Here is a 22,966-nt window from a genome sequence, read left to right on the forward strand (position 1 = left end):
CGCCCTTATTGAAAGGGTGAAAGGATTGCCATGAACAAGCCGATCAAAGTGGAAGTTGCCAGTTTTCCTGTTCCAGTCGAAGGAATGAGCTGCGCTTCCTGTGTGTCATCCGTTGAAAAAGCTGTTTCCAAAGTTCCCGGCGTCGGCAAGGTTTCAGTAAACCTCGCGACCGAGCGTGCGGATGTGACGTTCAAGGGAACACCTGACATTCCTGCTGTGATCGATGCCATTCGCAAGGCCGGTTACGATGTTCCAGCCGGTAGCATCGATCTGGCCATCGAAGGCATGAGCTGCGCTTCCTGCGTCAGCAAGGTCGAAAAGGCGTTGAATGCCGTGCCGGGCGTGACGCGAGCCAGCGTCAATCTGGCGACGGAGCGGGCGCATGTCGAACTGGCTGGCCATGTGCCGGCTGCGGAACTCATCAAGGCTGTTGGGCAGGTGGGCTATGAAGCGCGCTCGCTTGAAGAGGCACAGAGCGATGCCGGGCAGGAAACCCAGTCTGAAAAGCGTGATGCCGAGGCGGCGGAGTTGAAGAAGAGCGTTATCCTCGCCGCAGTGCTGACCTTGCCGGTTTTTGTGATGGAGATGGGCTCGCATCTCATTCCGGCCGTCCATATGTTCGTCATGGACCGCATCGGCATGCAGAACAGCTGGTATCTGCAACTGGTGCTCACAACTCTCGTTCTGTTTGGCCCGGGTCTGCGTTTCTTCAAAAAGGGCGTGCCGACGCTTTTGCGCGGGACGCCCGACATGAACTCGCTGGTCGTGGTCGGCACGCTGGCCGCCTGGGGCTTTTCGGTCGTTGCAACCTTCGTGCCCGGCATATTGCCGGAAGGCACCGTGAACGTCTATTTCGAGGCAGCGGCGGTCATCGTTACATTGATCCTCATTGGCCGCTATCTGGAAGCGCGCGCCAAGGGCCGCACCAGCGCTGCAATCAGCCGCCTGGTTGGCTTGCAGGCGAAATCCGCGCGCGTGGTGCGTGACGGCGAGGCGCGTGACGTACCGCTGGAAGATGTGCGTGCTGGCGACATCGTGCAGGTGCGGCCCGGTGAGAAGATTCCGGTCGATGGCGAGGTGGTCGAGGGATCATCCTATGTCGATGAATCGATGATTACGGGCGAGTCTGTGCCTGTCGCCAAGGAAAAGGGTGCGGAAGTGGTCGGCGGCACGATCAACAAGACCGGCGCCTTCACTTTCCGCGCCACCAAGGTGGGCCGTGACATGGTGATCTCGCAGATCATCCGCATGGTCGAGGATGCACAGGCCGACAAGCTGCCCATCCAGGCCATGGTCGATAGGGTGACCGGCTGGTTCGTCCCGGCCGTCATGGCCGCTGCCGCGCTGACTTTCATGGTCTGGCTGGTTATCGGCGGCACGGGCATGCTGGGCTACGCCCTGGTCAACGCCATCGCGGTTCTCATCATTGCTTGCCCATGCGCCATGGGGCTCGCAACGCCTACTTCCATCATGGTCGGAACCGGCCGCGCTGCTGAATTCGGTGTTCTCTTCCGCCGTGGCGACGCGCTGCAAACCTTGCGTGATGCGTCTGTCATCGCCGTCGACAAGACCGGAACGCTGACACAGGGCAAGCCCGCACTGGCCCATTTCGCCACGGTTGACGGGTTCGACAAGGATGAATTACTGGCGCTGGTTGCCGCTGTTGAAGTACGCTCCGAACACCCGATTGCCGACGCCATTGTGGCTGCTGCAAAAGATAAGGGATTGAAGCTGGCGGAAGTTTCGGCGTTCGAGGCAGTGCCCGGTTTCGGCCTCAAGGCGCGGGTTTCCGGCCACGAGGTCGCCATCGGCGCAGATCGCTACATGGCGCAGCTGGGGCATGATGTTGCAGCTTTCGCTGATGACGCCAGACGCCTTGGCGATGAAGGCCAGTCGCCGCTTTATGCAGCGCTTGACGGCAAGCTGGCGGCGATCCTGACGGTGGCCGATCCGATGAAGGAAACAACGCCTGCCGCTATTGCGACTCTCCATGAGCAGGGGCTGAAAGTGGCAATGATCACCGGCGACAACCGTCGCACGGCAGAGGCGATCGCCAAGCGTCTCGGCATTGACGAGGTGGTGGCGGAAGTGCTGCCTGACGGCAAGGTGGAGGCGCTGAAACGCCTTTCGGCAGGCGGCAAGCGGATCGCCTTTGTCGGCGACGGCATCAATGATGCGCCTGCTTTGGCTGCTGCCGATGTCGGCATTGCGATTGGCACCGGCACGGACATTGCCATTGAAAGTGCGGATGTGGTGCTGATGTCCGGTGATCTGCGCGGTGTAGTCAATGCCATCGCCATTTCGAAGGCGACGATCCGCAATATCGGGGAAAACCTGTTCTGGGCGTTCGCCTATAACGTGGCGCTGATCCCGGTCGCAGCCGGTATCCTCTATCCGTTCACCGGCACCCTGCTGTCACCGGTGCTGGCGGCGGGAGCCATGGCATTCTCAAGCATCTTCGTGCTCAGCAATGCTCTGCGGCTCAAGGCTTTCAAAAGCCCGATCGAAGTATAGACAAACGAAAAGGCGCGGTCATAACCGTGCCTTTTCTCTTTAGTGAGTTCCCACGGCCCTGCCATAAGTCCGCACGACACTGCGCACCGCCTCCACCATCAGCGCATGCGGTGTGGCTTCGACTTTACCTGCGGCAACAGCCGGGTAAAGCGTTCCCAGATACTGGCTGATAAGCGTTTCGGGGATCTTGCGTCCTTCCAGACGCTTCAGAAGCGCATCGACGGCGGCGGATGCTTGCGGATGCGGCCAGTAGTAACGGATACGGTCGCTATAGGAGAAATGGCGCTGAAGGTGCAGTTCTTCTGCATCGCCGTGATAGTATTTTTCCCAGTTCTTCGGCTCTGCCAGCAACAGCTTTTCCATCTTGCCGCGAAGTGTTTCTTCCTCCGGCAGCTTGTCGAGGAAAGCCGCAATCTGGTCGAGACCGTACAGCGCCTCGCGCAGCGCAAAGGTCAGGCCGGGGCCCACTTTCAGAATGGCAAAACCATCGTGGACGAGGTCGGAAAGCGCCTCCACCGGCTGATAATCGGTCGAATGGGCCTCGAAGACGAATTGCGGCATTTCATTGAGGATACCGCTTAGCACCGTCGCTTTGTCGCTGTTGTAATAGACGACATTCTCATTGCCGAATTCCACGCCCGGCTGCACCACCACACCGATGGCACGAGCAAAGGCGTCTTCGAGACCGAGCGCCGCAAAAGCCTTGCGATGGATGGCGACAGTTTCCAGTGCGGCCTCGGGTCTGGTCAGTTCCAGTTCCTCGATTTCTTCCATCGCACCGCCAGGAATCGGAACTTCCGTGCCGATGATATAGACCGGTAGATCGAAACCAGCTTCGCTGGCAGCTTTTTCCGAGACTTTTGCCAGACGTGCCGCGCGTTCCGCGGTGACGGCATCAGGCAGGGCAACCGGTTCGCCAGCGCAGCCCATCGACGTGTCGAGGTGGATCTTGGTAAAGCCGGCGCGCACGAAAGCGTCCATCATCACGTCGGACTTCTGCATCGCTTCTTCGGCGGGCAGATGTTTCCACGGATTGGGGCCGAGATGATCGCCGCCAAGCACGAGCCGCTTGGTGTCGAAGCCGACACGGGCCGCGATCTCTTCCACGAAGCGGCGGAAATCGGCTGGCGTCATGCCAGTATAGCCGCCATCCTGATTGACCTGATTGCAGGTGGCCTCGATGAGCACGTCTGTATTGGTCGCAACGCCCTCGAGCAGGGCCGCTTCGATCACCAGCGGATGAGCCGAGCAGATGGAGGTGATGCCGCCGCGTGCGCCGTTTGCAAAATGTGCGGGAAGGGCGCCGAGGGTTTTGGTGCTGCTGCTCATGCCGTTACTCCATGCTTTTCGAGGAAGGCTTCGATTTCGGCCATGGTGGAAGTGCCTTCCATCGGGCCTTTCACGCCGACGGCGCGTGCGCCGGTCGCATTGGCAATGGCAAGCGCTTTTGCGGGCGCCATGCCGCGCAGCCAGCAGGTGACGAAGGCCGCGCCGAAGCTGTCGCCTGCTCCGGTCGGATCAATTTCCTCGACCTTGAAAGCAGGCGATGACACGCCGCCTGACCGGTCGAAATAGCTGGCGCCTTCCGCGCCGCGCTTGACGACAACGGCCTTGATGCCGCGCGCCAGCAGTTCCTCGATGGCCTCCTTTTCGCCTGTCGCTTTGGTGAAGAGGAAAATCTCCGGGCCGCTTGGCATGAACAGATCGGTATTCTCAAGGGCATGGGCGAGTGCCTGACGCATGCCCGGCAGCTCCAGCATTTCCTTGCGGATGTTCGGATCGAAGGAGACCGTGCCGCCGTTCGCCTTGATGCGGATGGTCGCCTCATGGATAGCCGAAACGATGCCTTCGGAGAACAGTGCCGATCCCATGATGTGCAGATGGTCAGCCGTCTTGATCAACGCTTCAGCCTCTGGCGTCAGGCCGATGGCGCTGCATGCGCTGTGCTTGATGTTGAAGATGAAATCACGATTTCCGTCAGGGCGATAGCGCACAAAGGCGCTGCCGGTAGCCGCTGTTGGATGCACGCCGATAGCCGAAACATCCACGCCGTCTTTTTGCAGCCGCTCGACATTGAGTGCGCCGAAGTCGTCATTGCCGACCGCGCTTACAAGTCCGCAGGGCTGGCCCATCTTGGCCACCTGATCGATGAAGATTGCAGGAGCGCCCGATGCAAAAGGCCCGATGAGCGGAATGGTGGTCTTGAAGCCGCTGCCGGTCTCCACGGCCATGATTTCCACGACGATTTCGCCGATGGTGATGATCTTCTTCATGTGTTGCACCGCTCCAGACGCGAAAGCGATTTTAGACATGATAGAGAATATATATCGTGTCAATATATAAATTATCGCGCGTAAAGAATTGCGCTGTGATCGGCGTCAGATCTTGCTGTGCAGCAATTCGCCTTTTCGCGGTGCGCGGCTGCGGATTTTCTCGGAGCTGCTATCGGCCAGCTGCTGGATGATCGGGCAATCGGGGCGATTGTCGCCATGGCAGTTATGGGCGAGATGACGCAGCGTATTGGCCATTTCCTGCAACTGGCGCATTTTGGCTTCCAGTTCGGCGACATGCCCGAGCGCTACTTTTTTCACATCGGCAGACGCACGATTGCGGTCGCGCCAGAGCGCGAGCAGTTCCCTGATCTGATCGACCTGAAAGCCGAGATCGCGGCTGCCGCGGATGAAACGTAGCGTTTCGACGTCTTTTTGTGTGTAAACTCGATAGCCGGAACTGGTGCGTTCGGCAGCTTCGATAAGCCCTATGGTTTCATAGTGGCGGATCATCTTGGCCGAAATGCCCGAGGCCGTTGCGGCTTGTCCGATATTCATCGCGTCCCTCACCGGTCTGTGCGTTCAGACGTATATAAGAACGCCGCGCGGCGATGCAACGAGCAGAAAGGAAAACTCCCGCCGGGTGAGTGGCGGGAGTCGTGTTGGTTCAAGCTTTTCAGCCTGCGAAGTCGTTCTGCGTACCGTGGGCTTCGATGGCCTGGGCGAGCCGTTCGAGCGCATGCACATAGGCGGCGGTGCGCAGGGTCAGGCCATGTTCCCTGGCATGGTTCCAGATGGCGCGGCCTTCGCGTTCCATGATCTTTTGCAGCCGTTCATGGATTTCTTCCAGGCCCCAGTAATAGCCCTGGCGGTTCTGCACCCACTCGAAATAGGAAACCGTGACGCCGCCGGCATTGGCAAGAATATCGGGAAGAATGATCACGCCCTTTTTGCCGAGGATTTCGTCGGCTTCGGCTGTGAGCGGTCCGTTTGCCAGTTCGACGATCAGCTTGGCGCGTACGGAAGTGGCATTGTCCTCGTCGATCATGTTTTCCATCGCGCTCGGCACAAGAACGTCGCAATCGACGCCGACCAGCTCTTCACCGCGCAGGGCTTCATGGCCTTTCTGGCCGATGGTGGCGATGACCGATTTGTTGTCGTTTTTGACTGCGAGCAGCAGATCGAGGTCGAGCCCGTCCGCGCAATAGACCGCACCGGCGGAATCCGATACGGCGACGATCTTGTGACCGTCGCTGGCCATGAGCCTGGCGATGTGCTGACCCGCATTGCCAAAACCCTGAACGGCGACGCGAAGCTGCGGGGCAAGACCGAGGTCCGGCGCCAGGTGGCGTACCAGATAGAAGCCGCCGCGCGCAGTCGCATCGTCGCGGCCGAGCGAACCGCCAAGCGCCAGCGGCTTGCCGGTGATCACAGCCGGGGCAGACTGACCGATAATCTGAGAATATTCGTCTGCCATCCAGCCCATGATCATGGAATTGGTATAGACGTCCGGTGCCGGAATATCGCGGTCGGGGCCGATAATGCCGGAGAAAGCCTGAATATAGGCGCGCGAAAGGCGTTCCAGTTCGGCCTTGGAAAGCTGGCGCGGGTCAACCTGGATGGCGCCCTTGCCGCCGCCGTATGGTAGGTTCATCACGGCGCACTTGAAGGTCATCCAGAAGGCGAGCGTTTCGACTTCCTCATCGGTCGCATGCGGATGATAACGGATGCCGCCCTTGGTCGGGCCGCGCGTGTCGTCATAACGGCAGCGCCATGCAAGAAAGGATTTTCGCGACCCGTCATCCATACGAATCATGAGACGGACTTTCATCGTCTCGCGCGCATATTTGAGCTTTTCAATAACGTCCGGGTCAATATTGATGTGGGTGGCTGCATCATCGAGACGGACGAGCGCGTTTTCGAGCAGATTCTCCTTGGTCACGAAATCACCTTTCTTGCGTTTAATTTTTTAAAATGCGCTTTTACGGACATCTGACTATCGTTTTACGCAATAAAAGAAAAGCAAAAAGGACAACCATGTTGTCCTATTTTTATTTCTCTGGAAGGGTTCCGCTTTTCAGGCACTTCTTTGGCGATATAACGGCTTCTCTGCCGGTTCTCATGTCGTGAGATGGTGCTGATGTCGTATTTGTGACGTGTTTTGACGCAAGCCTGCTGTCGGCCTTTTACGGGAGATAATACAAATATCTTCAAAGGCCCTGAGCGTCCTTCATGTACCCTGACGGACATGCGGCGCTCTATGTAACTGGTAGTTGTTCATGTCTCGCTTCTCTCTTGCTTCAGTCGTTAAAAACGCGCTTTCGGGCAATAAAAACTGGGAGCCGCAATGGCCCGACGCCGAACCGAAAGCCGAATATGATGTCATCATCGTTGGTGCTGGTGGGCATGGCCTCGGCACGGCCTATTATCTTGCCAAGGAACACGGCATCACCAATGTCGCGGTGATCGAAAAAGGGTGGCTCGGCGGCGGCAATACCGGGCGCAACACAACCATCATCCGCTCCAACTATCTCTATGATGAAAGCGCGCATCTTTACGATCACGCCGTCAAGCTCTGGGAAGGGCTTAGTCAGGATCTCAATTATAACGTCATGTTCTCGCAACGCGGCGTGATGATGCTCGCGCATACGCAGCATGACAGGCAGAGCTTCCAGCGGCACATTCATGCCAACCGCCTCAACGGTGTTGATAATGAATGGCTGACGAAAGAACAGGCGAAGGAATATTGCCCGCCGCTCGATATTTCCCCAAATGCCCGTTATCCGGTCATCGGCGCCACCTTGCAGCGGCGCGGCGGCGTTGCCCGTCACGATGCGGTGGCCTGGGGCTATGCGCGCGGCGCTTCGCAGCGCGGTGTCGACATCATCCAGAACTGCCCGGTACTGGCGATCCGCCGGGATGCGTCGGGCCGTGTTTCGGGTGTCGAAACCCCGCGCGGCTTCATCAAGGCAAAAAAGGTCGCCGTAGTGGCTGCGGGCAATACTTCGGTGATCATGGACACGGCGGGTGTGCGTATGCCGCTCGAAAGTTTTCCGCTTCAGGCGCTGGTGTCGGAACCTGTCAAGCCGATCTTCCCCTGCGTGGTCATGTCCAACACGGCCCATGCCTATATCAGCCAGTCCGACAAGGGCGAGCTGGTCATCGGGTCGGGCACGGACCAATATGTCTCCTACAGCCAGCGCGGCGGCCTGCCGCTCATTGAGCATACGCTGGCTGCGATCTGCGAAGTCTTTCCGATTTTCACCCGTATGAGAATGCTGCGCAAATGGGGCGGCATCGTTGATGTCACGCCTGACCGCTCGCCGATCATCGGCAAGACGCCGGTGCCCGGTCTTTATGTCAATTGCGGCTGGGGCACGGGCGGTTTCAAGGCGACGCCGGGCTCGGCCAATGTCTTTGCGCATACGGTTGCGCACGACGAGCCGCACTGGATCAACGCGCCGTTTACACTTGAACGCTTCACCACGGGCAGGCTCATCGACGAAGCAGCCGCTGCCGCTGTGGCTCACTAAGGAATAGGGGAAACCTCATGCTTTTGATCCGCTGTCCCTATTGCGAAATGGAACGCCCGGAACTGGAGTTTTCCTATGCCGGCGAAGCGCATATTGCGCGCCCTGCCGATCCTTCCGCGCTTTCCGATGATGAATGGCGCGATTTTCTGTTCACGCGCGCCAATCCGCGCGGCACCCATTATGAACGCTGGCGGCATATCAATGGCTGCGGCCGCTTCTTCAATGCCGTGCGCGATACGGTGAGCGACAAGTTTGTCAAGACTTACAAGGCGGGGGAACCGCGTCCGGTGCAGGTCGAAACTGCGGCTGCGGAGACGAAATGATGACTGATATGCGTATTCAGAACAAAGGCCGCGTCAACCGCTCGAAGCCGGTGCGCTTCACTTTCAACGGCCAGAATTATAATGGTTTCGAGGGCGATACGCTTGCTTCCGCCTTGCTTGGCCATGGCGAGCATCTGGCGGGCCGCTCCTTCAAATATCACCGCCCGCGCGGCATTCTTTCCGCAGGCTCGGAAGAACCAAATGCGTTGATGGGCGTCTCGCGCGGGGGCGGACGCTATGAACCGAACACGCGCGCAACCGTGCTTGAGCTTTATGACGGGCTGAAAGCGGAAAGCCAGAACCACTGGCCGTCGCTCAAACGTGATGTCGGCGCGGTCAATGATGCGCTCTACATGTTCTTCTCGGCAGGCTTCTACTACAAGACCTTCATGTGGCCCAAGAGCTTCTGGAACAAGGTCTATGAGCCTTTCATCCGTGGCGCTGCAGGTCTGGGAAAATCGCCCGTCGAACCCGATCCCGATAGCTATGCCAGCCGCTATGCCCATTGCGACGTGCTGGTGGTGGGGGCGGGGCCTGCCGGTCTTGCGGCAGCACTTGAAGCCGCAAAAAGCGGCGCCAGGGTCATGCTGGTCGATGAGCAGGCGGAAATGGGCGGCTCGCTGCTTTCCGAGCCGGAGCCGGTCATCAATGGCCGTGCAAGCTGGGACTGGCTGCATGAAACGCTGGCGGCGCTCGGGTCCATGCCCAATGTCACGCTGCTGCCGCGCACCACGGCTATCGGCTATTATCACCAGAATATGCTGGGCCTTTGCCAGCGCCTGACCGATCACCAGTCGAAGCCCGCGACCAACGCCCCGCGCGAGCGCATGTGGCGTGTGCGCGCAAAGCAGGTGGTGCTGGCGCAGGGCGCCATCGAAAAGCCGCTGGTCTTTGCTGGCAATGACCGGCCCGGTGTCATGCTGGCTTCCGCCGCGCGCACCTATCTCAACCGCTATGGCGTCAAGGTCGGCAACAAGGCGGTTGTCGTCACCTCGCATGATTCCGCATGGCTTGCGGCCTTCGATCTGGCGGTCGCAGGCGTCAGCGTTCCCGCCATCATCGACATACGCGAACAAGTCGCCGATAGCCTTCTCAACCGCGCCAAGATGCTGGGCATCGAAACGCTGACCGGCTGGACCGTGACCGACACATCGGGCCGTCTCCGCGTCTCGTCGGTGCGCGCCAACCCGGTCAAGGGCGGCGCGGTCGGGGCCGCGCGCACGATTGCCTGCGATGTGGTGCTGATGTCGGGCGGATGGAATCCGAGCGTGCATCTCTTCTCGCATACCAAGGGCCAGCTTGTCTGGGATGAGGAGCGCCAGATTTACCTGCCGGGTCAGCGCACCGAAGAAAGCCGCTGTGCGGGTGCGGGAAATGGTAACTTCGATCTTCAGGCGGCATTGCGCGAAGGCGCGGAAAGCGGCGCTGCCGCTGCGACCGATGCAGGCCGCAAGACGCGGGCTTCCGAATATGCGGTCGCTGGCGATTTCGTCTGCACCGGCGTCAATTGCCGCGAATTGCCCACCGATCGCGATCCGGGCAAGGCCAAGGCGTTCATCGATTTTCAGAACGATGTGACCGCCAAGGATATCCGGCTGGCCGTGCGCGAGGGCTTTCGCTCCATCGAACATATCAAGCGCTATACTACCACGGGCATGGCGACCGATCAGGGCAAGACCTCCAATATCAACGGATTGGCGGTTGCCTCCGATGCGCTCAGCCGTTCTGCTCCGCAGGTGGGCCTGACGACTTTCCGCCCGCCCTATACGCCGACGACTTTCGGCACCTTCTGCGGTTACAATCGGGGCAAGCTGTTCGATGTGACGCGCAAGACGCCTATCGACGCCTGGGCGGAACAGCATGGCGCGGCCTTCGAGCCGGTCTCGCTGTGGCGTCGCGCCTGGTATTTCCCCAGGCCCGGCGAGGATATACAGCAGGCGGTTGCGCGCGAATGCAAGGCGACGCGCCAATCACTGGGCATGTTCGATGCCTCGACCCTTGGCAAGATCGAAGTGGTCGGGCCGGATGCGGCAGAATTCATGAACCGCATGTATACCAATCCGTGGATCAAGCTGGGCGTCGGTCGCTGTCGCTACGGCCTGCTTCTGGGGGAAGATGGCTATATCCGCGATGACGGCGTGGTGGGCAGGCTCTCGCAGGATCGTTTCCACGTCACCACCACGACCGGCGGTGCGGCCAGCGTGCTCAATATGATGGAGGATTATCTCCAGACGGAATGGCCGGACCTCAAGGTCTCGCTCACCTCGACCACCGAGCAATGGGCCGTGGTGGCGATCAACGGCCCGAATGCGCGCAAGCTCATCGAGCCGATGGTCGAGGGCGCCGATATTTCTGATGAAGCCTTCCCGCATATGTCGGTGACAGAATGTAAGTTCCTCGGTGTGCCCGCGCGCCTATTCCGCATGAGTTTCACCGGCGAACTGGGCTTTGAAATCAATGTCCCGGCGCGTTACGGGCTGGCACTGTGGAAAGCTCTTTATGAAGCCGGACAGCAATACGACGTCACGCCCTATGGTACCGAAACCATGCACGTTCTGCGCGCTGAAAAGGGCTATATCATCGTCGGTCAGGACACGGATGGCACCGTGACGCCAGATGACGCCAGCCTTGGCTGGGCCATTGGCAAGCAGAAAGTTGATTTCGTCGGCAAGCGTTCGCTGTCCCGCCCTGATATTTTGAAGAAGGACCGCAAGCATCTTGTCGGCCTTCTGACCCAGGACCCGAAAATCGTGCTGGAAGAGGGCGCGCAGATCGTCGCTGATCCGAAACAGGCGCTGCCGATGACCATGCTTGGCCATGTCACCTCGTCCTACTGGAGCGAGGCGCTGGGTCGTTCCATCGCCATAGCGCTGGTCGCGGGCGGCAAGGATCGGATGGGTGAGACACTCTATATGCCAACGACCGATGGCCGCGTGCTTGAAGCTGTCGTCACTGGAACGGTCTTCTATGACCCCGAAGGCAAGAAGCTGAACGGATAGGATTACATCATGCTCGAACAGACCAACCCTTATTCGAACCGGCGTATCGTCATTTCCGGTCGTCTTGAAGTGCACTCGGCACCGGATGCAGCGCGTTTTATCCTGCGTATTGCGCCGGAAAAGCTTGCGCTGGCTGAAAAGGCGCTTGGCGCAAAAATTCCGGCGAAGATCGGTGATCTGGTGAAAACCGGCGAAACGGCGGTAGCCTGTATCGGCCCTGATGAGTGGTATATCTGGGCCGAGGAAGTCAAGGCCGGCGCAATCGTCGAGGCTTTCGGCAAGCTTTATGAGAACGAGCCGCATAGTCTGGTTGAGGTCAGCCATCGTGAGACGGGCATAGACCTTACCGGGCCGCAGGCGGAATGGCTGCTCAATGCCGCTTCTCCGCTCGAACTGGCGCAGATGCAAGCGCCGGGTGCTGCGCGCACGATCTTTGATCGCGCACAGGTCATTCTGCTCAAATGGGATGCCGCGCATTACCGCATCGAAGTGTGGAACTCCTTTGCTGATCACGTATGGACGCTGCTGGAAGCAGCGAGCCATGAAGTCGAATTGGAGATGCTGTCTTAATCGAGCGACAGGCGTGGCGTATTGCTGATGCGGCTTTCAGCCCATTTGGAAAAGCGCAGCACCGGATAGCAATAGACGAAATAGACCGCGGCGATGAGACCATAGATAAAGAGGATGTCGCGCGGATAACGCAATATCGTGATCTCGCCCTGCCGGGTCAGTTCGGCAATGCCCACGACCGACAGGATCGCGGTGCTCTTGATGATGATGACATAGACGCTGCTCATCGGCGCGATGGTCAGCTTGAGGGCTTGCGGCAGGATGATGTGCCACAGGCGCTGCATCTGGTTCATGCCGACTGATGTTGCGGCCTCCCATTGCCCCTTGGGTACGGCATCGATTGCGCCGCGCACGATTTCCGCCACATAGCTGGACGTATAGAGCGAAAGGGCGACGAAGGCTGCGGTCTGCGAACTCCAGTTGAGCCATTCCAGACCGGTATTGGGCAAGACGAAATAGAAGACATAGAGCTGAACGAGGAACGGCGTGCCGCGCAGGCAATGCACATAGAGCGCGAAGATTTGCGCCAGCAGCGGCACCCTGTAGCTGCGTATGATGCCGATGAAGGCACCGATCAGTGATCCGGCAACAATAGCCACCAGCGAGACGACGAAGGTTTCCTTGAACCCCTGCCAGAGAAACGGCAGAATCGAGATGGTGAGGTTCCAGTAATATTCCATTCTGTCAGCCCTTCATATTCCAGGCTGGTCCAGCCAGCTTTTGTTTGACGGCTTGCGAAAGCAACAGCACCAGCAGGTAGATGGCAAGATAGGCCACTGCGATCGTGAGAAAGCCTTCATTAGGGCGGACTCGCTCGCTATTGAGAAGAATGCCTGCGCTCGTTAGTTCGAATACGGTAATGAGCGACAAAAGCGAGGTATCCTTGATGAGGACCGCAGTCTGGCCGATCACCGGCGGTATGACATTGGCAAAAGCCTGCGGCAGGACGATATGGCGCAACCTCTGGCCATAGCTCATACCGACAGCCTTTGCGGCTTCCACCTGACCGCGCGCGACGCTTTCAATGCCGGTGCGGATGATTTCACACATATAGGGTGCGCAATTGATGACTAGTGCTGCAATGCCCAGGCTCATTTCCGGCCATCTTGCCGTAAACGGAAACAGTGCGGGCAAACCGAAATAGACGAGGTAAATCTGCACCAGAAGCGGGGTCGCTCGGATAAAGGTGACATAGGCCTGGATCAGATGGCGAATAATACCCCAATTGCTGAACAGTAGCAGCGCCATTATCGTGCCGAAAATCAGTGACAGGATCAGGCTGGTCGATGCCGCCCACATCGTATTGCCGAGCCCACGGACGAACGCGTCGTAATATTGGGCGACAATACGATAGTTGTAATAATCCAGTATGAAAGACGACATAAATAAACCTTGTATTCCGCACAGGGCATTTCCAGCAAAGGCGTAAAACGGTTTTGCGCTAGGACAATGCGTGAAAACAATCAGATAAAGCGGTTATCACCGATGCCGGTCATCCCGGGCGAAGGTAATATTCCGTTCGTCCGGGATGTTGTTTTGATTGCGATTATTTGTGGTCTTTTTCCCAATCGGTGGTGTTCCACCAGTAGTTCACCATCTTTTCCAGACGCTTGTCCGAAGTAATCAGTTCGACATAATTGTCGAGCCACATTTTCAGATGGAAGGCATCGGGACGAACGGCGAATGACAGCGGGTTCTTGACGACGATGCCATCGAGCAGTTTCAGATTATCGAAATCGTTGAGGAAGTTGGAGACATTGCCCAGATCCGAAACCAGACCATCAAGACGACCGGAAGAAAGGGCCTGCGATACAGCGGCAGTGCCTCCGGTATATTCCTTGAGCGTTGCTTCTGGCAGGAATTTCTTGATCGCATCACTGTAGGAACTGGCCTGAGTCGAGCCGATAGCAAGGTCTTCCTTATTGAGGTCTTCCCATTTCGTGTAAGGCGAGTCTTTAAGCGCAACCGCTACTGTTTCCTCGTAGAACATCGGACGAGAGAACAAAAGCTGCGCTGAACGCTGCGGCGTGGGCGTCATGTCGGCGGCAATCATATCCACCTTGCCAGCGAGCAGCGCCGGGATCAGGCCCTTCCAGTCATAATCCTGAATGACGATCTTGACGCCAAGATCTTCGGCCATCATGCGTGCCAGTTCCACTGCAAGGCCAGTCTGTTCGCCGTCCTTGTTGATGAAGGCAACCGGCGCGCCCTGTGTTTGCACTGCGACCCGCATCTCGCCGCGCTTGAGGATATCATCCATTTCATCAGCCTGTGTGGCTGATACGGCGGCACTCAGTCCCACCATTGCGGCAACCGATACGACAAGCTTTTTTAAGATACCCATTTCAGTTCTCCCTCTGGATATGTGGATTTATAGGATTTGCTCCAGGAAGCTCCTGGTGCGCTGTTGCGTCGGACTGGAAAAAAGCTCGACTGGCGTTCCCACTTCCACGATCTGCCCTTCATCCATGAAAATGACCCGATCCGCCACTTCGCGTGCGAAGCCCATTTCATGGGTGACGACAACCATCGTCATACCCTCGCTCGCCAGGTTTTTCATCAGTTCGAGAATGCCGCCGACCATTTCAGGATCGAGCGCGGAGGTTGCCTCATCGAACAGCATGACTTTCGGGTTCATCGCCAATGCTCTTGCGATCGCGACGCGCTGTTGCTGCCCGCCTGAAAGCTGGCTTGGATAATGGCCTTCCCGTTCGGCGATGCCGACTTTGGTGAGCATGTCGCGCGCGCGCGTGGTGGCGTCCTCACGGCTGCGCTTGAGCACAACCGTTTGTGGCAGAACGACGTTTTCCAGCGCGGTCTTGTGCTGAAAAAGATTGAAATGCTGGAACACCATGCCGATTTCCGACCGCGCGGAGTTCAGATTGGTTTTGGGATTTGAAATCTGCATGTGGTTGACTTCGATCAACCCGCAATCAATTCCTTCCAGTGCATTGAGGGTACGCAACAAGGTGCTCTTGCCCGACCCGGACGGACCGATAATAACGAGCACTTCCCCTTTTTCGACTGAAAACGACACATCTTTGAGCGCGAGATGGGCTTTCCCGTTGCGCGTGGCCGGATAGGTCTTCGAAATGGCTTCGACAGTGATGAATGCTTTGTCGGACACGATCAAATCAACTCCCGTGCGCTGATTCCATAGAATGATATGGCGACATCCCCCGTCAGCAATACAGCGTTTTTCCCAATTATGCGCACATCCAGGCTACCGCCCGGCATGTCCACCCTAGCCTGCATGCTCTGCATAAGACCTCTTTTATGCGCTGCCAATACTGTAGCGCAAGCCCCGCTGCCACAAGCCTGTGTAAGAATGCCTGGCCGTTCGTAAACTATGAGACGAATATGCCCTTCCGCCACGATCTCCGCGACATTGATATTAGCCTGTTGCGGCAGATAGGGACTTTTCTGGACAGGTTCGGCTAGAGCGGCGACATCGAGAGCATCGCGCTCGGGAACGAAATAAACCAGGTGCGGGTTGCCGGGATTGATCGCGAACGGGTTGCGAAGGGGGCCGTTCTCAAGAGTTGTTCCGGCTTGCGAAAGCGGCCCTGCAAGGGGGATCGATTGCCAGTCACTATGAATGCCTTCGATATGCAGGCTCACGCGATACTCGCCCGCACGCGCGGCTTCTATGGTGCCGCCCAATGTTTCAACGGCAACGGTGTCGGCGGCTTTCTCTTCCATGATCAGCCAGGAAGCACAGCGTGTGGCGTTGAAGCAGGCCTTCGCTTCGGCGCCATCAATATTATAGATTCTCAGCCTGATATCGGCCGCGGCAGAAGAGGGGGGCTCGATGACGAGCAATTGGTCGCCGCCGATCCCGGTATGGCGGTCGCATACCCACCTGATTGTTTCCGGGGAAGGGGAGAACGGCTCTTCGCGCCCATCGATGACCACGAAATCATTGCCCAGCCCGTGGGTTTTGATGAATGCGCGCCTCTTGCTCGATGCGGAGCTGAATATTCCGCGATCAGGCAGCAAGCCGGCCTCCCTTCGGTCCATAGGGTGCGAATGGATTTGCCGGTGCAGCAGGGCACGGATTGTCATATTCTGGCATGATAGTGGATGCAGCCCGCATCAATAGTCCCCCGTTGATCCTCATGCTGACGGTTGGCCCGCCCCTTATGTCTTTGATGCCATGCTAGCAATGGTTTTATATTCGTCAAATTCAATATTTCTGCCATTTTATTCATTTTTGATATGTTAACAACGCTATCTGGCAGGCAGTAACTGGCGAGGAACGGGATGCGGCTGACCCACCGGCAACTGGAAATTTTTCAATCTCTCATGCAGACGCTCAATATTACCGCGACTGCGCAGCAACTGTTTTCGTCGCAGCCGACGATCAGTCGCGAATTGAAGAATATTGAGGAAATACTTGGCTTCCACCTGTTCTATCGGGAAAATCGCAGGCTTGAACCAAGCCAGCAGGCAATTGCCCTAAATGTGATCGTGCAGCGGTCTTTTGTCAGTCTCGATGAGATAATCCGGACGGCGCAGGCCATTCGCGAAGACCGCCTGAAGAGGCTTTCGATTGCCTGTTTACCCGCTTTTGCCCATGCCTTGATTCCGCAGGCGCTCCAGCTTTTCCTCGCCCAACTGCCTGGGACATCCATTAAGATTCATTCGCTGGAAGAATCAGCCTTGACCCGCGATCTGGTCAGCAAGTTTTTTGATCTGGGGGTTGTAGAGGGAAATTTTGACAGAACCGCATCTTCCACTATCGATCTCTATGCGGGCGATCTCGTTTGCCTCATGCCAGCTTCACATCCACTGGCGAAATGCAGCGTTCTATACCCGCAAGATCTGGCCGGACAGGATTTCATCTATTATTCGGAGGAAGATTCCTATCGCAGAGAGGTGGATGCATTCTTTTCGCGCGCCAATGTTTCCCGGCGGCTGCTCGTCGAAACGACGACAGCCCCTTCTATCGGCTCTCTCGTCCGTTCCGGGATTGGCCTGTCCATTGTCAATCCGCTAACGGCGCTTGCCTTCCACGGAGATGGCGTATGCGTGCGGCCGCTTGCGCAAAAAATTGCTTATTATGTCCATGTCTGGCAACCTGAACCGGCCAAGCGGGGGCCATTTGCCTCTATTTTTATTCAATCATTGGAAAAGACTATCTTTGATTCCCGCCAGCGCCTTGATGAGCTGTTTCGGTGAATGAGAGCATTTCCAGCAAAAGTGTGAAACGGTTTTGCGTCCGGAGAATGCGTAAAAACAAAAAGTTAAAGCATTTCGTATGAGTATGATTAATCGTGACACGCTTTAGCGTCATCACCCCGCCATATCCGCTCCCACCAGCTTTGACAGGTCGCGCACCGTGTTCAGAAGCAGGGCGATAGTCTGCGTAATATCGGGTGCAGATGCCGGATTGACGAGCGATATGAACGGGCAGGTAAGGGAAGCGATACAAGCTCCGTCAGGGCCGAGAATGGGTGCGGACAGATTATAGACGCCCGCTATCTGGGCGCTGGGCATCATTTCGTAGCCGCGCTCCCTGATCTGGTCGAGTCTCTGATCGAAGTCCTCGCCAGGATCGACAGCGTGGCCTTCCTTGCCATGCGCCGCGATCATCATCCTGCGCTCTTCGGGAGAGCGGAAAGCCAGAAGCACATGGCCTGAACCCGTATCGAACAGGCTGATATGCGAGCCGACGCGAATGGAAATGCCCCAATAGTCAGGCGCTTCCTGCTGGGCGATGACCACGACCGATCCGCGGTCGAAAACCACAAGCTGATTGGCTTGCCTGGATTGATCCGCCAGATCGCGCATGAAGGGCGCCGCAAAAGAAGCAAGCCTGCGCACAGGCGCGTGCAACTGGCCAAGACCGAAAAGTTTCAGCGTCAGCGAATAACGGTCGCCGTCGAGTTTCGTCACATAACCGCGCTTCACCAGCCGGTCGAGCATACGATAGAACTCGTTTGGGCTGCGGTCGAGATGCTTTGCGATCTCCGCCTGGCTAAGTCCGCCATCCACGCTGGCCAGCAATTCGAGAATATCCAGCCCCTTGTCGAGGGCGGGGGCGCGGTAGCGATCATCTGTTTCCAAACCTGTTCCCTTCATGAATAATTTCTTTCACATACGAATGACATCATCGATGAAAGTCACAGACGCGTAAATGCGCCTTGACCGCTTTTGAATATTATGTTTGCATATAAATACCCTATTTACAATCGGGCGTGGAGCGGAGGGAGTTGTCCGCCCTGGCGAGGAGAAGCATCCGGTATTTCAAGGCATCTCTTCGGGCTGATTCTATCCTGCGGATCCGGGGATAGTTTCCGCTGGGGCGGCTTGCTGCGACCATATCCTGCCTGTCAAACGGAAGGCTTGAGAATGACGATACGATTTGATGGGAAAACCGCGCTGGTAACGGCAGCGGCGCAGGGCATCGGACGTGCCAGCGCCCTGGCTTTTGCCGAGGCTGGCGCGAAGGTCTATGCGACCGACATCAACATGGATGCCTTGCAGGAAATTGAAGGCGTCAGCGGTATTGTCACCCGCAAGCTCAATGTGCTTGACGACGCGCAGATAAAGGCGCTCGTCGCCGAGATTGGACAGGTCGATATATTGTTCAATTGTGCAGGCGTCGTGCATGGCGGTTCCATCCTTGAGATGAAGGATGAAGACCTCGACTTCGCAATCAATCTCAATGTCAAGGCGATGATCCGCACCATTCAGGCTGTGCTGCCCGGTATGCTGGAACGCAAGGATGGCGCTATCGTCAACATGGCGTCGGTTGCTTCCAGCGTGAAGGGCGTGCCCAATCGCTTCGCCTATGGTGTCACCAAGGCTGCCGTCATCGGCCTCACCAAAGCCGTCGCCGCCGATTATATCGGGCAGGGCATCCGCTGCAACGCGATCTGCCCTGGCACGGTGGAAAGCCCGTCATTGCAGGATCGGCTGCGTTCGCAGGGCGATTATGAAGAGCAGCGCACGGCCTTCATCGCCCGCCAGCCTATTGGCCGTCTTGGCCAGCCCGAAGAGATTGCCGATCTCGCCGTTTATCTTGCCGGTGCCACTTACACCAGCGGCCAGGCCTATAATATCGATGGCGGCTGGACGATCTAGTTCTGCTGCCGTTCCATTCCCCAAAGGAGTAATAAAATGAAGTTTCTTCGTTATGGTGAAGCTGGTCAGGAAAAGCCCGGCCTTCTCGATGCCGATGGCAATATCCGCGATCTTTCCGCCCATGTGAGCGATCTTTCCGGCGCAGCACTCAGCCCCGAAGCGCTGGCAAAGCTTGGCGCGCTTGATGTGAACGCGCTGCCCAAGGTTGAAGGCAATCCGCGCCTTGGTGCTTGCGTTGCCGGCACCGGCAAGTTCATCTGCATCGGCCTCAACTATTCCGACCATGCCGCCGAAACCGGCGCGACCGTTCCGTCCGAGCCGATCATCTTCATGAAGGCCACCTCGGCCATCGTCGGCCCGAATGACGATCTTCTCATTCCGCGCGGCTCCGAAAAGACCGATTGGGAAGTCGAGCTTGGCATCGTGATCGGCAAGACCGCAAAATATGTCAGCGAAGAAGACGCGCTTGATTATGTCGCCGGTTACTGCACCATTCATGATGTGTCCGAACGCGCATTCCAGATCGAGCGTCAGGGTCAGTGGACCAAGGGCAAGTCCTGCGACACATTCGGCCCGACCGGCCCATGGCTGGTGACGAAAGACGAAATCGCAGACCCGGAAAACCTTGCCATGTGGCTCAAGGTCAATGGCGAAACCATGCAGGACGGCTCGTCGAAGACCATGGTCTATGGCGTCCGTCATCTCGTTTCCTATCTGTCGCAGTTCATGTCGCTTCAGCCAGGTGACATCATCTCCACCGGCACGCCTCCCGGCGTCGGCATGGGCATGAAGCCGCCGCGCTATCTCAAGGCTGGCGATGTCGTCGAACTCGGCATCGAAGGGCTGGGCACGCAAAAGCAGAACGTGCGCGCCGACATCTGATTACGGACAGAAAATGACAAAAATTACTGATCTGCGCGTCTTCGACTTGCGCTTTCCCACATCGCAAAGTCTGGATGGCTCGGATGCGATGAATCCCGACCCGGATTATTCGGCAGCCTACGTCATCCTTGATACGGATGACGAGGCGCTGAAGGGCCACGGGCTGACTTTCACCATCGGGCGCGGCAATGATATTTGCTGCCAGGCGATCCTCGCCATGCGCCATCTGGTGGTAGGCAGCTCGCTCGATGAAATCCGCGAACATCCCGGCAAATACTGGCGTCATCTGACGAGCGACAGCCAGTTGCGCTGGATCGGCCCTGAAAAGGGCGCGATGCATCTGGCGACCGGTGCGGTCGTCAATGCGATCTGGGACCTGCTGGCGAAACAGTCCGGCAAGCCGGTCTGGCGTCTGGTATCGGAAATGTCTGCGGAAGAAATCGCCGATATCGTCGATTACCGCTATCTGACCGATGTGCTGACACGCGACGAAGCCGTTGAAATCCTGCGTAAGGCGGAAAACGGCAAGGCCGAACGTGTCGCTGAACTCGAAAGCAATGGCTATCCCTGCTACACGACTTCGGCAGGCTGGCTTGGCTATGACGACGACAAGCTGCGCCGTCTTTGCCAGGAAGCCATCGATGAGGGCTTCAACCACGTCAAGATGAAGGTCGGGCGCGATCTGGAAGACGACATTCGCCGTCTAACCATCGCGCGCGAGGTGATCGGCCCGGCTCGTTATCTGATGATTGATGCCAATCAGGTCTGGGAGGTCGATCAGGCGATTGAATGGGTCAACAAGCTGGCCTTCTCCAAGCCGTTCTTCATCGAAGAGCCGACCAGCCCGGACGATGTGGCTGGCCATCGCAAGATTCGCGACGCCATTGGCGATGTGAAGGTTGCGACCGGCGAAATGTGCCAGAACCGCATCATGTTCAAGCAGTTCATCGCTGAAGGCGCGATTGATGTCGTGCAGATCGACAGCTGCCGCATGGGCGGGCTGAACGAAGTTCTGGCCGTGCTGCTGATTGCTGCGAAATACGAAAAGCCGGTCTGGCCCCATGCGGGCGGCGTCGGCCTGTGTGAATATGTGCAGCATCTGTCGATGATCGACTATGTTGCCGTTTCAGGCACCAAGGAAGGCCGTGTGATCGAATATGTTGATCATCTGCACGAACACTTCCTCGATCCGTGTCTGATCAGGGACGCGGCCTATATGCCGCCATCGCTGCCGGGCTTCTCGATTGAGATGAAACCGCAATCGATAGCGGAATATACTTTCAAGGGCTGACAAGGACGCCGCGCTCAAAAGCGCGGCGTTTCTTATTGAGGCATTGTTTATCCAGATGTCTCATGCCCGCAAAATAGCGTTCACGCGCTGCCCGGATATAAACATACAATAGATTGTTGGAAAAAGAGACTGTCTGGAAAAGTGGTGCCCGGAGACGGATTTGAACCGCCGACACGCGGATTTTCAATCCGCTGCTCTACCAACTGAGCTATCCGGGCATCCCGCAAGGCTGCTACCTTGCCGCTTGGCGGTGTGCATGTCCGCCGGAATTGCGTGGGTTATAGCATTAAATCCGGCGCTGTCCAGCACCGTATCGCAATTTTTATCAGCTTTTCTCACAGACTTGCTAAACTACCGTTTTCGTTGTGGAAACCGATACCAGCAAGCTTCAGTTGTCGTTTTCTTCTTCCTCGTCAATCGGTTTTCCGGGGATGACATAGCTGCCCGAAAGCCAGCGATTGAGATCAATGCTTTTGCAGCGCGGCGAACAGAAAGGATATGTGTCGCGACTCGATGGCTTGCCGCATTCGGGGCAGGGGCGCGTGGGGCGCAGAGGCGTCACGCGGGCGCCTGCGGCGGCGGATATGTCTTTCTTGTCGCTCATCTGGGTTCAGACCTTCCCGCTGGACCAGTTCGCATAGACGGGATAATCGCCGTCCGCAAGCAGTCCCATTGTTTCCTGCAAGGGCAGTCCTACGACATTGGTGTAAGACCCCACAAGCTTGACCACAAAGCTGCCGGCAAGGCCCTGCACGGCATAGCCGCCAGCCTTGCCGCGCCATTCGCCCGAAGCCAGATAGGCATCGATCTGCCTGCGCGTCAGCCGCTCGAAGCGCAGCCGTGTTTCAACAAGGCTCAGCCGCTCCGCGCCATTGGGCAGGATCAGGCACACGCCGGTGAAAACCTTGTGCGTACGACCGGACAAAAGGCGCAAACATTCGCGCGCTTCGTCCATGATTTCCGCCTTGGGCAGAATGCGTCGCCCCACGGCAACGACCGTATCGGCTGCGAGCACGAAGGCATGGGCGAAGTTGTCGTCGCCTTTGAGGCGCTCCTGTGCGGCTCTGGCCTTTTCGCGCGCAAGACGGCGCGCCAGCGAACGCGGGTGTTCCGCGCGCTGTGGCGTTTCGTCAATATCAGCCGGCTGGATATGGTCCGGATCGATGCCAGCCTGCCGCAGAAGCTCGATCCTGCGGGGAGAGCCGGAGGCCAGAACCAGCTTGTGTTGCGCGCTCATCGACAAGGTTTTCCTGGAAAGCGGTGGTTGCTTACTTGAAGCGATAGGTAATGCGGCCCTTGGTCAGGTCGTATGGGGTCATTTCGACCAGAACCTTGTCACCAGCGAGAACGCGGATGCGGTTCTTGCGCATGCGGCCAGCAGTATGGGCAATGATTTCATGTTCGTTTTCGAGCTTTACGCGGAACATTGCATTGGGCAGCAGTTCCGTAACAACACCCGGAAATTCGAGGACTTCTTCTTTCGCCATGCGATACC

The 22,966-nt window shown here is 57.5% G+C and carries 22 protein-coding genes and 1 tRNA gene; 9 read left to right on the forward strand and 14 right to left on the reverse strand.

All coding sequences use genetic code 11. The features are described from left to right. Positions 1 to 30: 30 nt before the first annotated feature. On the forward strand, positions 31 to 2,514 hold the full coding sequence (locus KUG47_RS02460; RefSeq protein WP_217676359.1) for a heavy metal translocating P-type ATPase: 2,484 nt from the start codon (positions 31 to 33) through the stop codon (positions 2,512 to 2,514). A 39-nt stretch (positions 2,515 to 2,553) separates the two neighbouring features. Here KUG47_RS02460 and KUG47_RS02465 read toward each other — a convergent pair whose 3' ends face one another. The 4 genes from KUG47_RS02465 to KUG47_RS02480 all read right to left on the reverse strand — a co-directional run bounded on the left by KUG47_RS02465 (position 2,554) and on the right by KUG47_RS02480 (position 6,726). After that, positions 2,554 to 3,843 carry a D-tagatose-bisphosphate aldolase, class II, non-catalytic subunit gene (locus KUG47_RS02465; protein ID WP_217676360.1) on the reverse strand — a complete coding sequence of 430 codons (1,290 nt, stop codon included), beginning with the start codon at positions 3,841 to 3,843 and terminating at the stop codon, positions 2,554 to 2,556. After that, the gene (locus KUG47_RS02470) at positions 3,840 to 4,787 is read right to left on the reverse strand and encodes a tagatose kinase (protein ID WP_217676361.1); all 948 of its coding nucleotides are present in this window, start codon (positions 4,785 to 4,787) and stop codon (positions 3,840 to 3,842) included. The genes KUG47_RS02465 and KUG47_RS02470 overlap by 4 nt, the downstream gene beginning before the upstream one ends. Positions 4,788 to 4,892: 105 nt before the next feature. Then, positions 4,893 to 5,342 (reverse strand): Cu(I)-responsive transcriptional regulator, encoded by a 450-nt coding sequence (gene cueR / locus KUG47_RS02475; protein WP_217676362.1) that lies wholly within the window; start codon positions 5,340 to 5,342, stop codon positions 4,893 to 4,895. A 118-nt stretch (positions 5,343 to 5,460) separates the two neighbouring features. After that, positions 5,461 to 6,726 (reverse strand): Glu/Leu/Phe/Val family dehydrogenase, encoded by a 1,266-nt coding sequence (locus tag KUG47_RS02480; RefSeq protein WP_217676363.1) that lies wholly within the window; start codon positions 6,724 to 6,726, stop codon positions 5,461 to 5,463. A gap of 337 nt (positions 6,727 to 7,063) precedes the next feature. Between KUG47_RS02480 and KUG47_RS02485 the strand changes: the two genes are divergently transcribed. Genes KUG47_RS02485 through KUG47_RS02500 form a run of 4 tightly spaced genes read left to right on the forward strand, consistent with a single transcriptional unit; the run spans position 7,064 to position 12,209 of the window. Continuing rightward, a complete protein-coding gene (locus KUG47_RS02485; RefSeq protein ID WP_217676364.1) occupies positions 7,064 to 8,317 on the forward strand; it encodes a sarcosine oxidase subunit beta family protein in 1,254 nt (417 codons plus the stop codon). A gap of 17 nt (positions 8,318 to 8,334) precedes the next feature. After that, positions 8,335 to 8,640, forward strand: coding sequence for a sarcosine oxidase subunit delta (locus KUG47_RS02490; protein WP_217676365.1), 306 nt, complete (start codon positions 8,335 to 8,337; stop codon positions 8,638 to 8,640). After that, positions 8,640 to 11,639 (forward strand): sarcosine oxidase subunit alpha, encoded by a 3,000-nt coding sequence (locus tag KUG47_RS02495; protein WP_479691056.1) that lies wholly within the window; start codon positions 8,640 to 8,642, stop codon positions 11,637 to 11,639. The genes KUG47_RS02490 and KUG47_RS02495 overlap by 1 nt, the downstream gene beginning before the upstream one ends. 9 nt (positions 11,640 to 11,648) lie before the next feature. Continuing rightward, complete coding sequence (locus KUG47_RS02500; RefSeq protein ID WP_217676367.1) at positions 11,649 to 12,209, forward strand: sarcosine oxidase subunit gamma; 561 nt, start codon at positions 11,649 to 11,651, stop codon at positions 12,207 to 12,209. Here KUG47_RS02500 and KUG47_RS02505 read toward each other — a convergent pair. The 5 genes from KUG47_RS02505 to dapF all read right to left on the reverse strand — a co-directional run bounded on the left by KUG47_RS02505 (position 12,206) and on the right by dapF (position 16,208). After that, positions 12,206 to 12,889: an amino acid ABC transporter permease gene (locus tag KUG47_RS02505; RefSeq protein ID WP_217676368.1), complete on the reverse strand. Its 684-nt coding sequence runs from the start codon at positions 12,887 to 12,889 to the stop codon at positions 12,206 to 12,208. The two genes, KUG47_RS02500 and KUG47_RS02505, sit on opposite strands and share 4 nt — an antisense overlap. 4 nt (positions 12,890 to 12,893) lie before the next feature. Further along, positions 12,894 to 13,592, reverse strand: a complete 699-nt coding sequence (locus tag KUG47_RS02510; RefSeq protein ID WP_217676369.1) for an amino acid ABC transporter permease — start codon at positions 13,590 to 13,592, stop codon at positions 12,894 to 12,896. 163 nt (positions 13,593 to 13,755) lie between these two features. Next, positions 13,756 to 14,553, reverse strand: coding sequence for an ABC transporter substrate-binding protein (locus KUG47_RS02515; protein WP_217676370.1), 798 nt, complete (start codon positions 14,551 to 14,553; stop codon positions 13,756 to 13,758). A 27-nt stretch (positions 14,554 to 14,580) separates the two neighbouring features. Beyond that, positions 14,581 to 15,336, reverse strand: a complete 756-nt coding sequence (locus KUG47_RS02520; protein WP_479691053.1) for an amino acid ABC transporter ATP-binding protein — start codon at positions 15,334 to 15,336, stop codon at positions 14,581 to 14,583. Between the two features lie 2 nt (positions 15,337 to 15,338). Beyond that, a complete protein-coding gene (dapF, locus tag KUG47_RS02525) occupies positions 15,339 to 16,208 on the reverse strand; it encodes a diaminopimelate epimerase (RefSeq protein WP_254799250.1) in 870 nt (289 codons plus the stop codon). A 264-nt stretch (positions 16,209 to 16,472) separates the two neighbouring features. Here dapF and KUG47_RS02530 point away from each other — a divergent pair, with 264 nt between their 5' ends. Beyond that, entirely contained in the window at positions 16,473 to 17,390 is a 918-nt protein-coding gene (locus KUG47_RS02530) for a LysR substrate-binding domain-containing protein (RefSeq protein WP_217676372.1), read from the forward strand. A 114-nt stretch (positions 17,391 to 17,504) separates the two neighbouring features. Here the strand turns inward: KUG47_RS02530 and KUG47_RS02535 are convergent, their stop codons facing one another. Continuing rightward, on the reverse strand, positions 17,505 to 18,293 hold the full coding sequence (locus tag KUG47_RS02535; RefSeq protein ID WP_217676373.1) for an IclR family transcriptional regulator: 789 nt from the start codon (positions 18,291 to 18,293) through the stop codon (positions 17,505 to 17,507). Between the two features lie 270 nt (positions 18,294 to 18,563). Here KUG47_RS02535 and KUG47_RS02540 point away from each other — a divergent pair, with 270 nt between their 5' ends. From KUG47_RS02540 to KUG47_RS02550, 3 genes are read left to right on the forward strand one after another with little or no spacing between them, the layout of a single operon-like run. Continuing rightward, complete coding sequence (locus KUG47_RS02540) at positions 18,564 to 19,298, forward strand: SDR family oxidoreductase (protein ID WP_217676374.1); 735 nt, start codon at positions 18,564 to 18,566, stop codon at positions 19,296 to 19,298. A gap of 36 nt (positions 19,299 to 19,334) precedes the next feature. Next, positions 19,335 to 20,180, forward strand: coding sequence for a fumarylacetoacetate hydrolase family protein (locus tag KUG47_RS02545; protein WP_217676375.1), 846 nt, complete (start codon positions 19,335 to 19,337; stop codon positions 20,178 to 20,180). 13 nt (positions 20,181 to 20,193) lie between these two features. After that, positions 20,194 to 21,471, forward strand: coding sequence for an L-fuconate dehydratase (locus tag KUG47_RS02550; protein WP_217676376.1), 1,278 nt, complete (start codon positions 20,194 to 20,196; stop codon positions 21,469 to 21,471). Between the two features lie 142 nt (positions 21,472 to 21,613). On the opposite strand, the gene KUG47_RS02555 is transcribed toward KUG47_RS02550, so the two are convergent. The 4 genes from KUG47_RS02555 to infA form a co-directional block, all read right to left on the reverse strand. After that, positions 21,614 to 21,689, reverse strand: a tRNA-Phe gene (locus tag KUG47_RS02555). 170 nt (positions 21,690 to 21,859) lie between these two features. Next, complete coding sequence (gene yacG / locus KUG47_RS02560) at positions 21,860 to 22,075, reverse strand: DNA gyrase inhibitor YacG (protein WP_217676377.1); 216 nt, start codon at positions 22,073 to 22,075, stop codon at positions 21,860 to 21,862. Between the two features lie 6 nt (positions 22,076 to 22,081). After that, entirely contained in the window at positions 22,082 to 22,708 is a 627-nt protein-coding gene (locus KUG47_RS02565) for a Maf-like protein (protein WP_217676378.1), read from the reverse strand. Positions 22,709 to 22,739: 31 nt separating this feature from the next. Continuing rightward, positions 22,740 to 22,958, reverse strand: a complete 219-nt coding sequence (gene infA / locus KUG47_RS02570; RefSeq protein ID WP_002965531.1) for a translation initiation factor IF-1 — start codon at positions 22,956 to 22,958, stop codon at positions 22,740 to 22,742. Between the last annotated feature and the right edge of the window lie 8 nt (positions 22,959 to 22,966).

The organism is Falsochrobactrum tianjinense (genome assembly GCF_019100495.1).
Taxonomy (GTDB): domain Bacteria; phylum Pseudomonadota; class Alphaproteobacteria; order Rhizobiales; family Rhizobiaceae; genus Brucella; species Brucella tianjinense.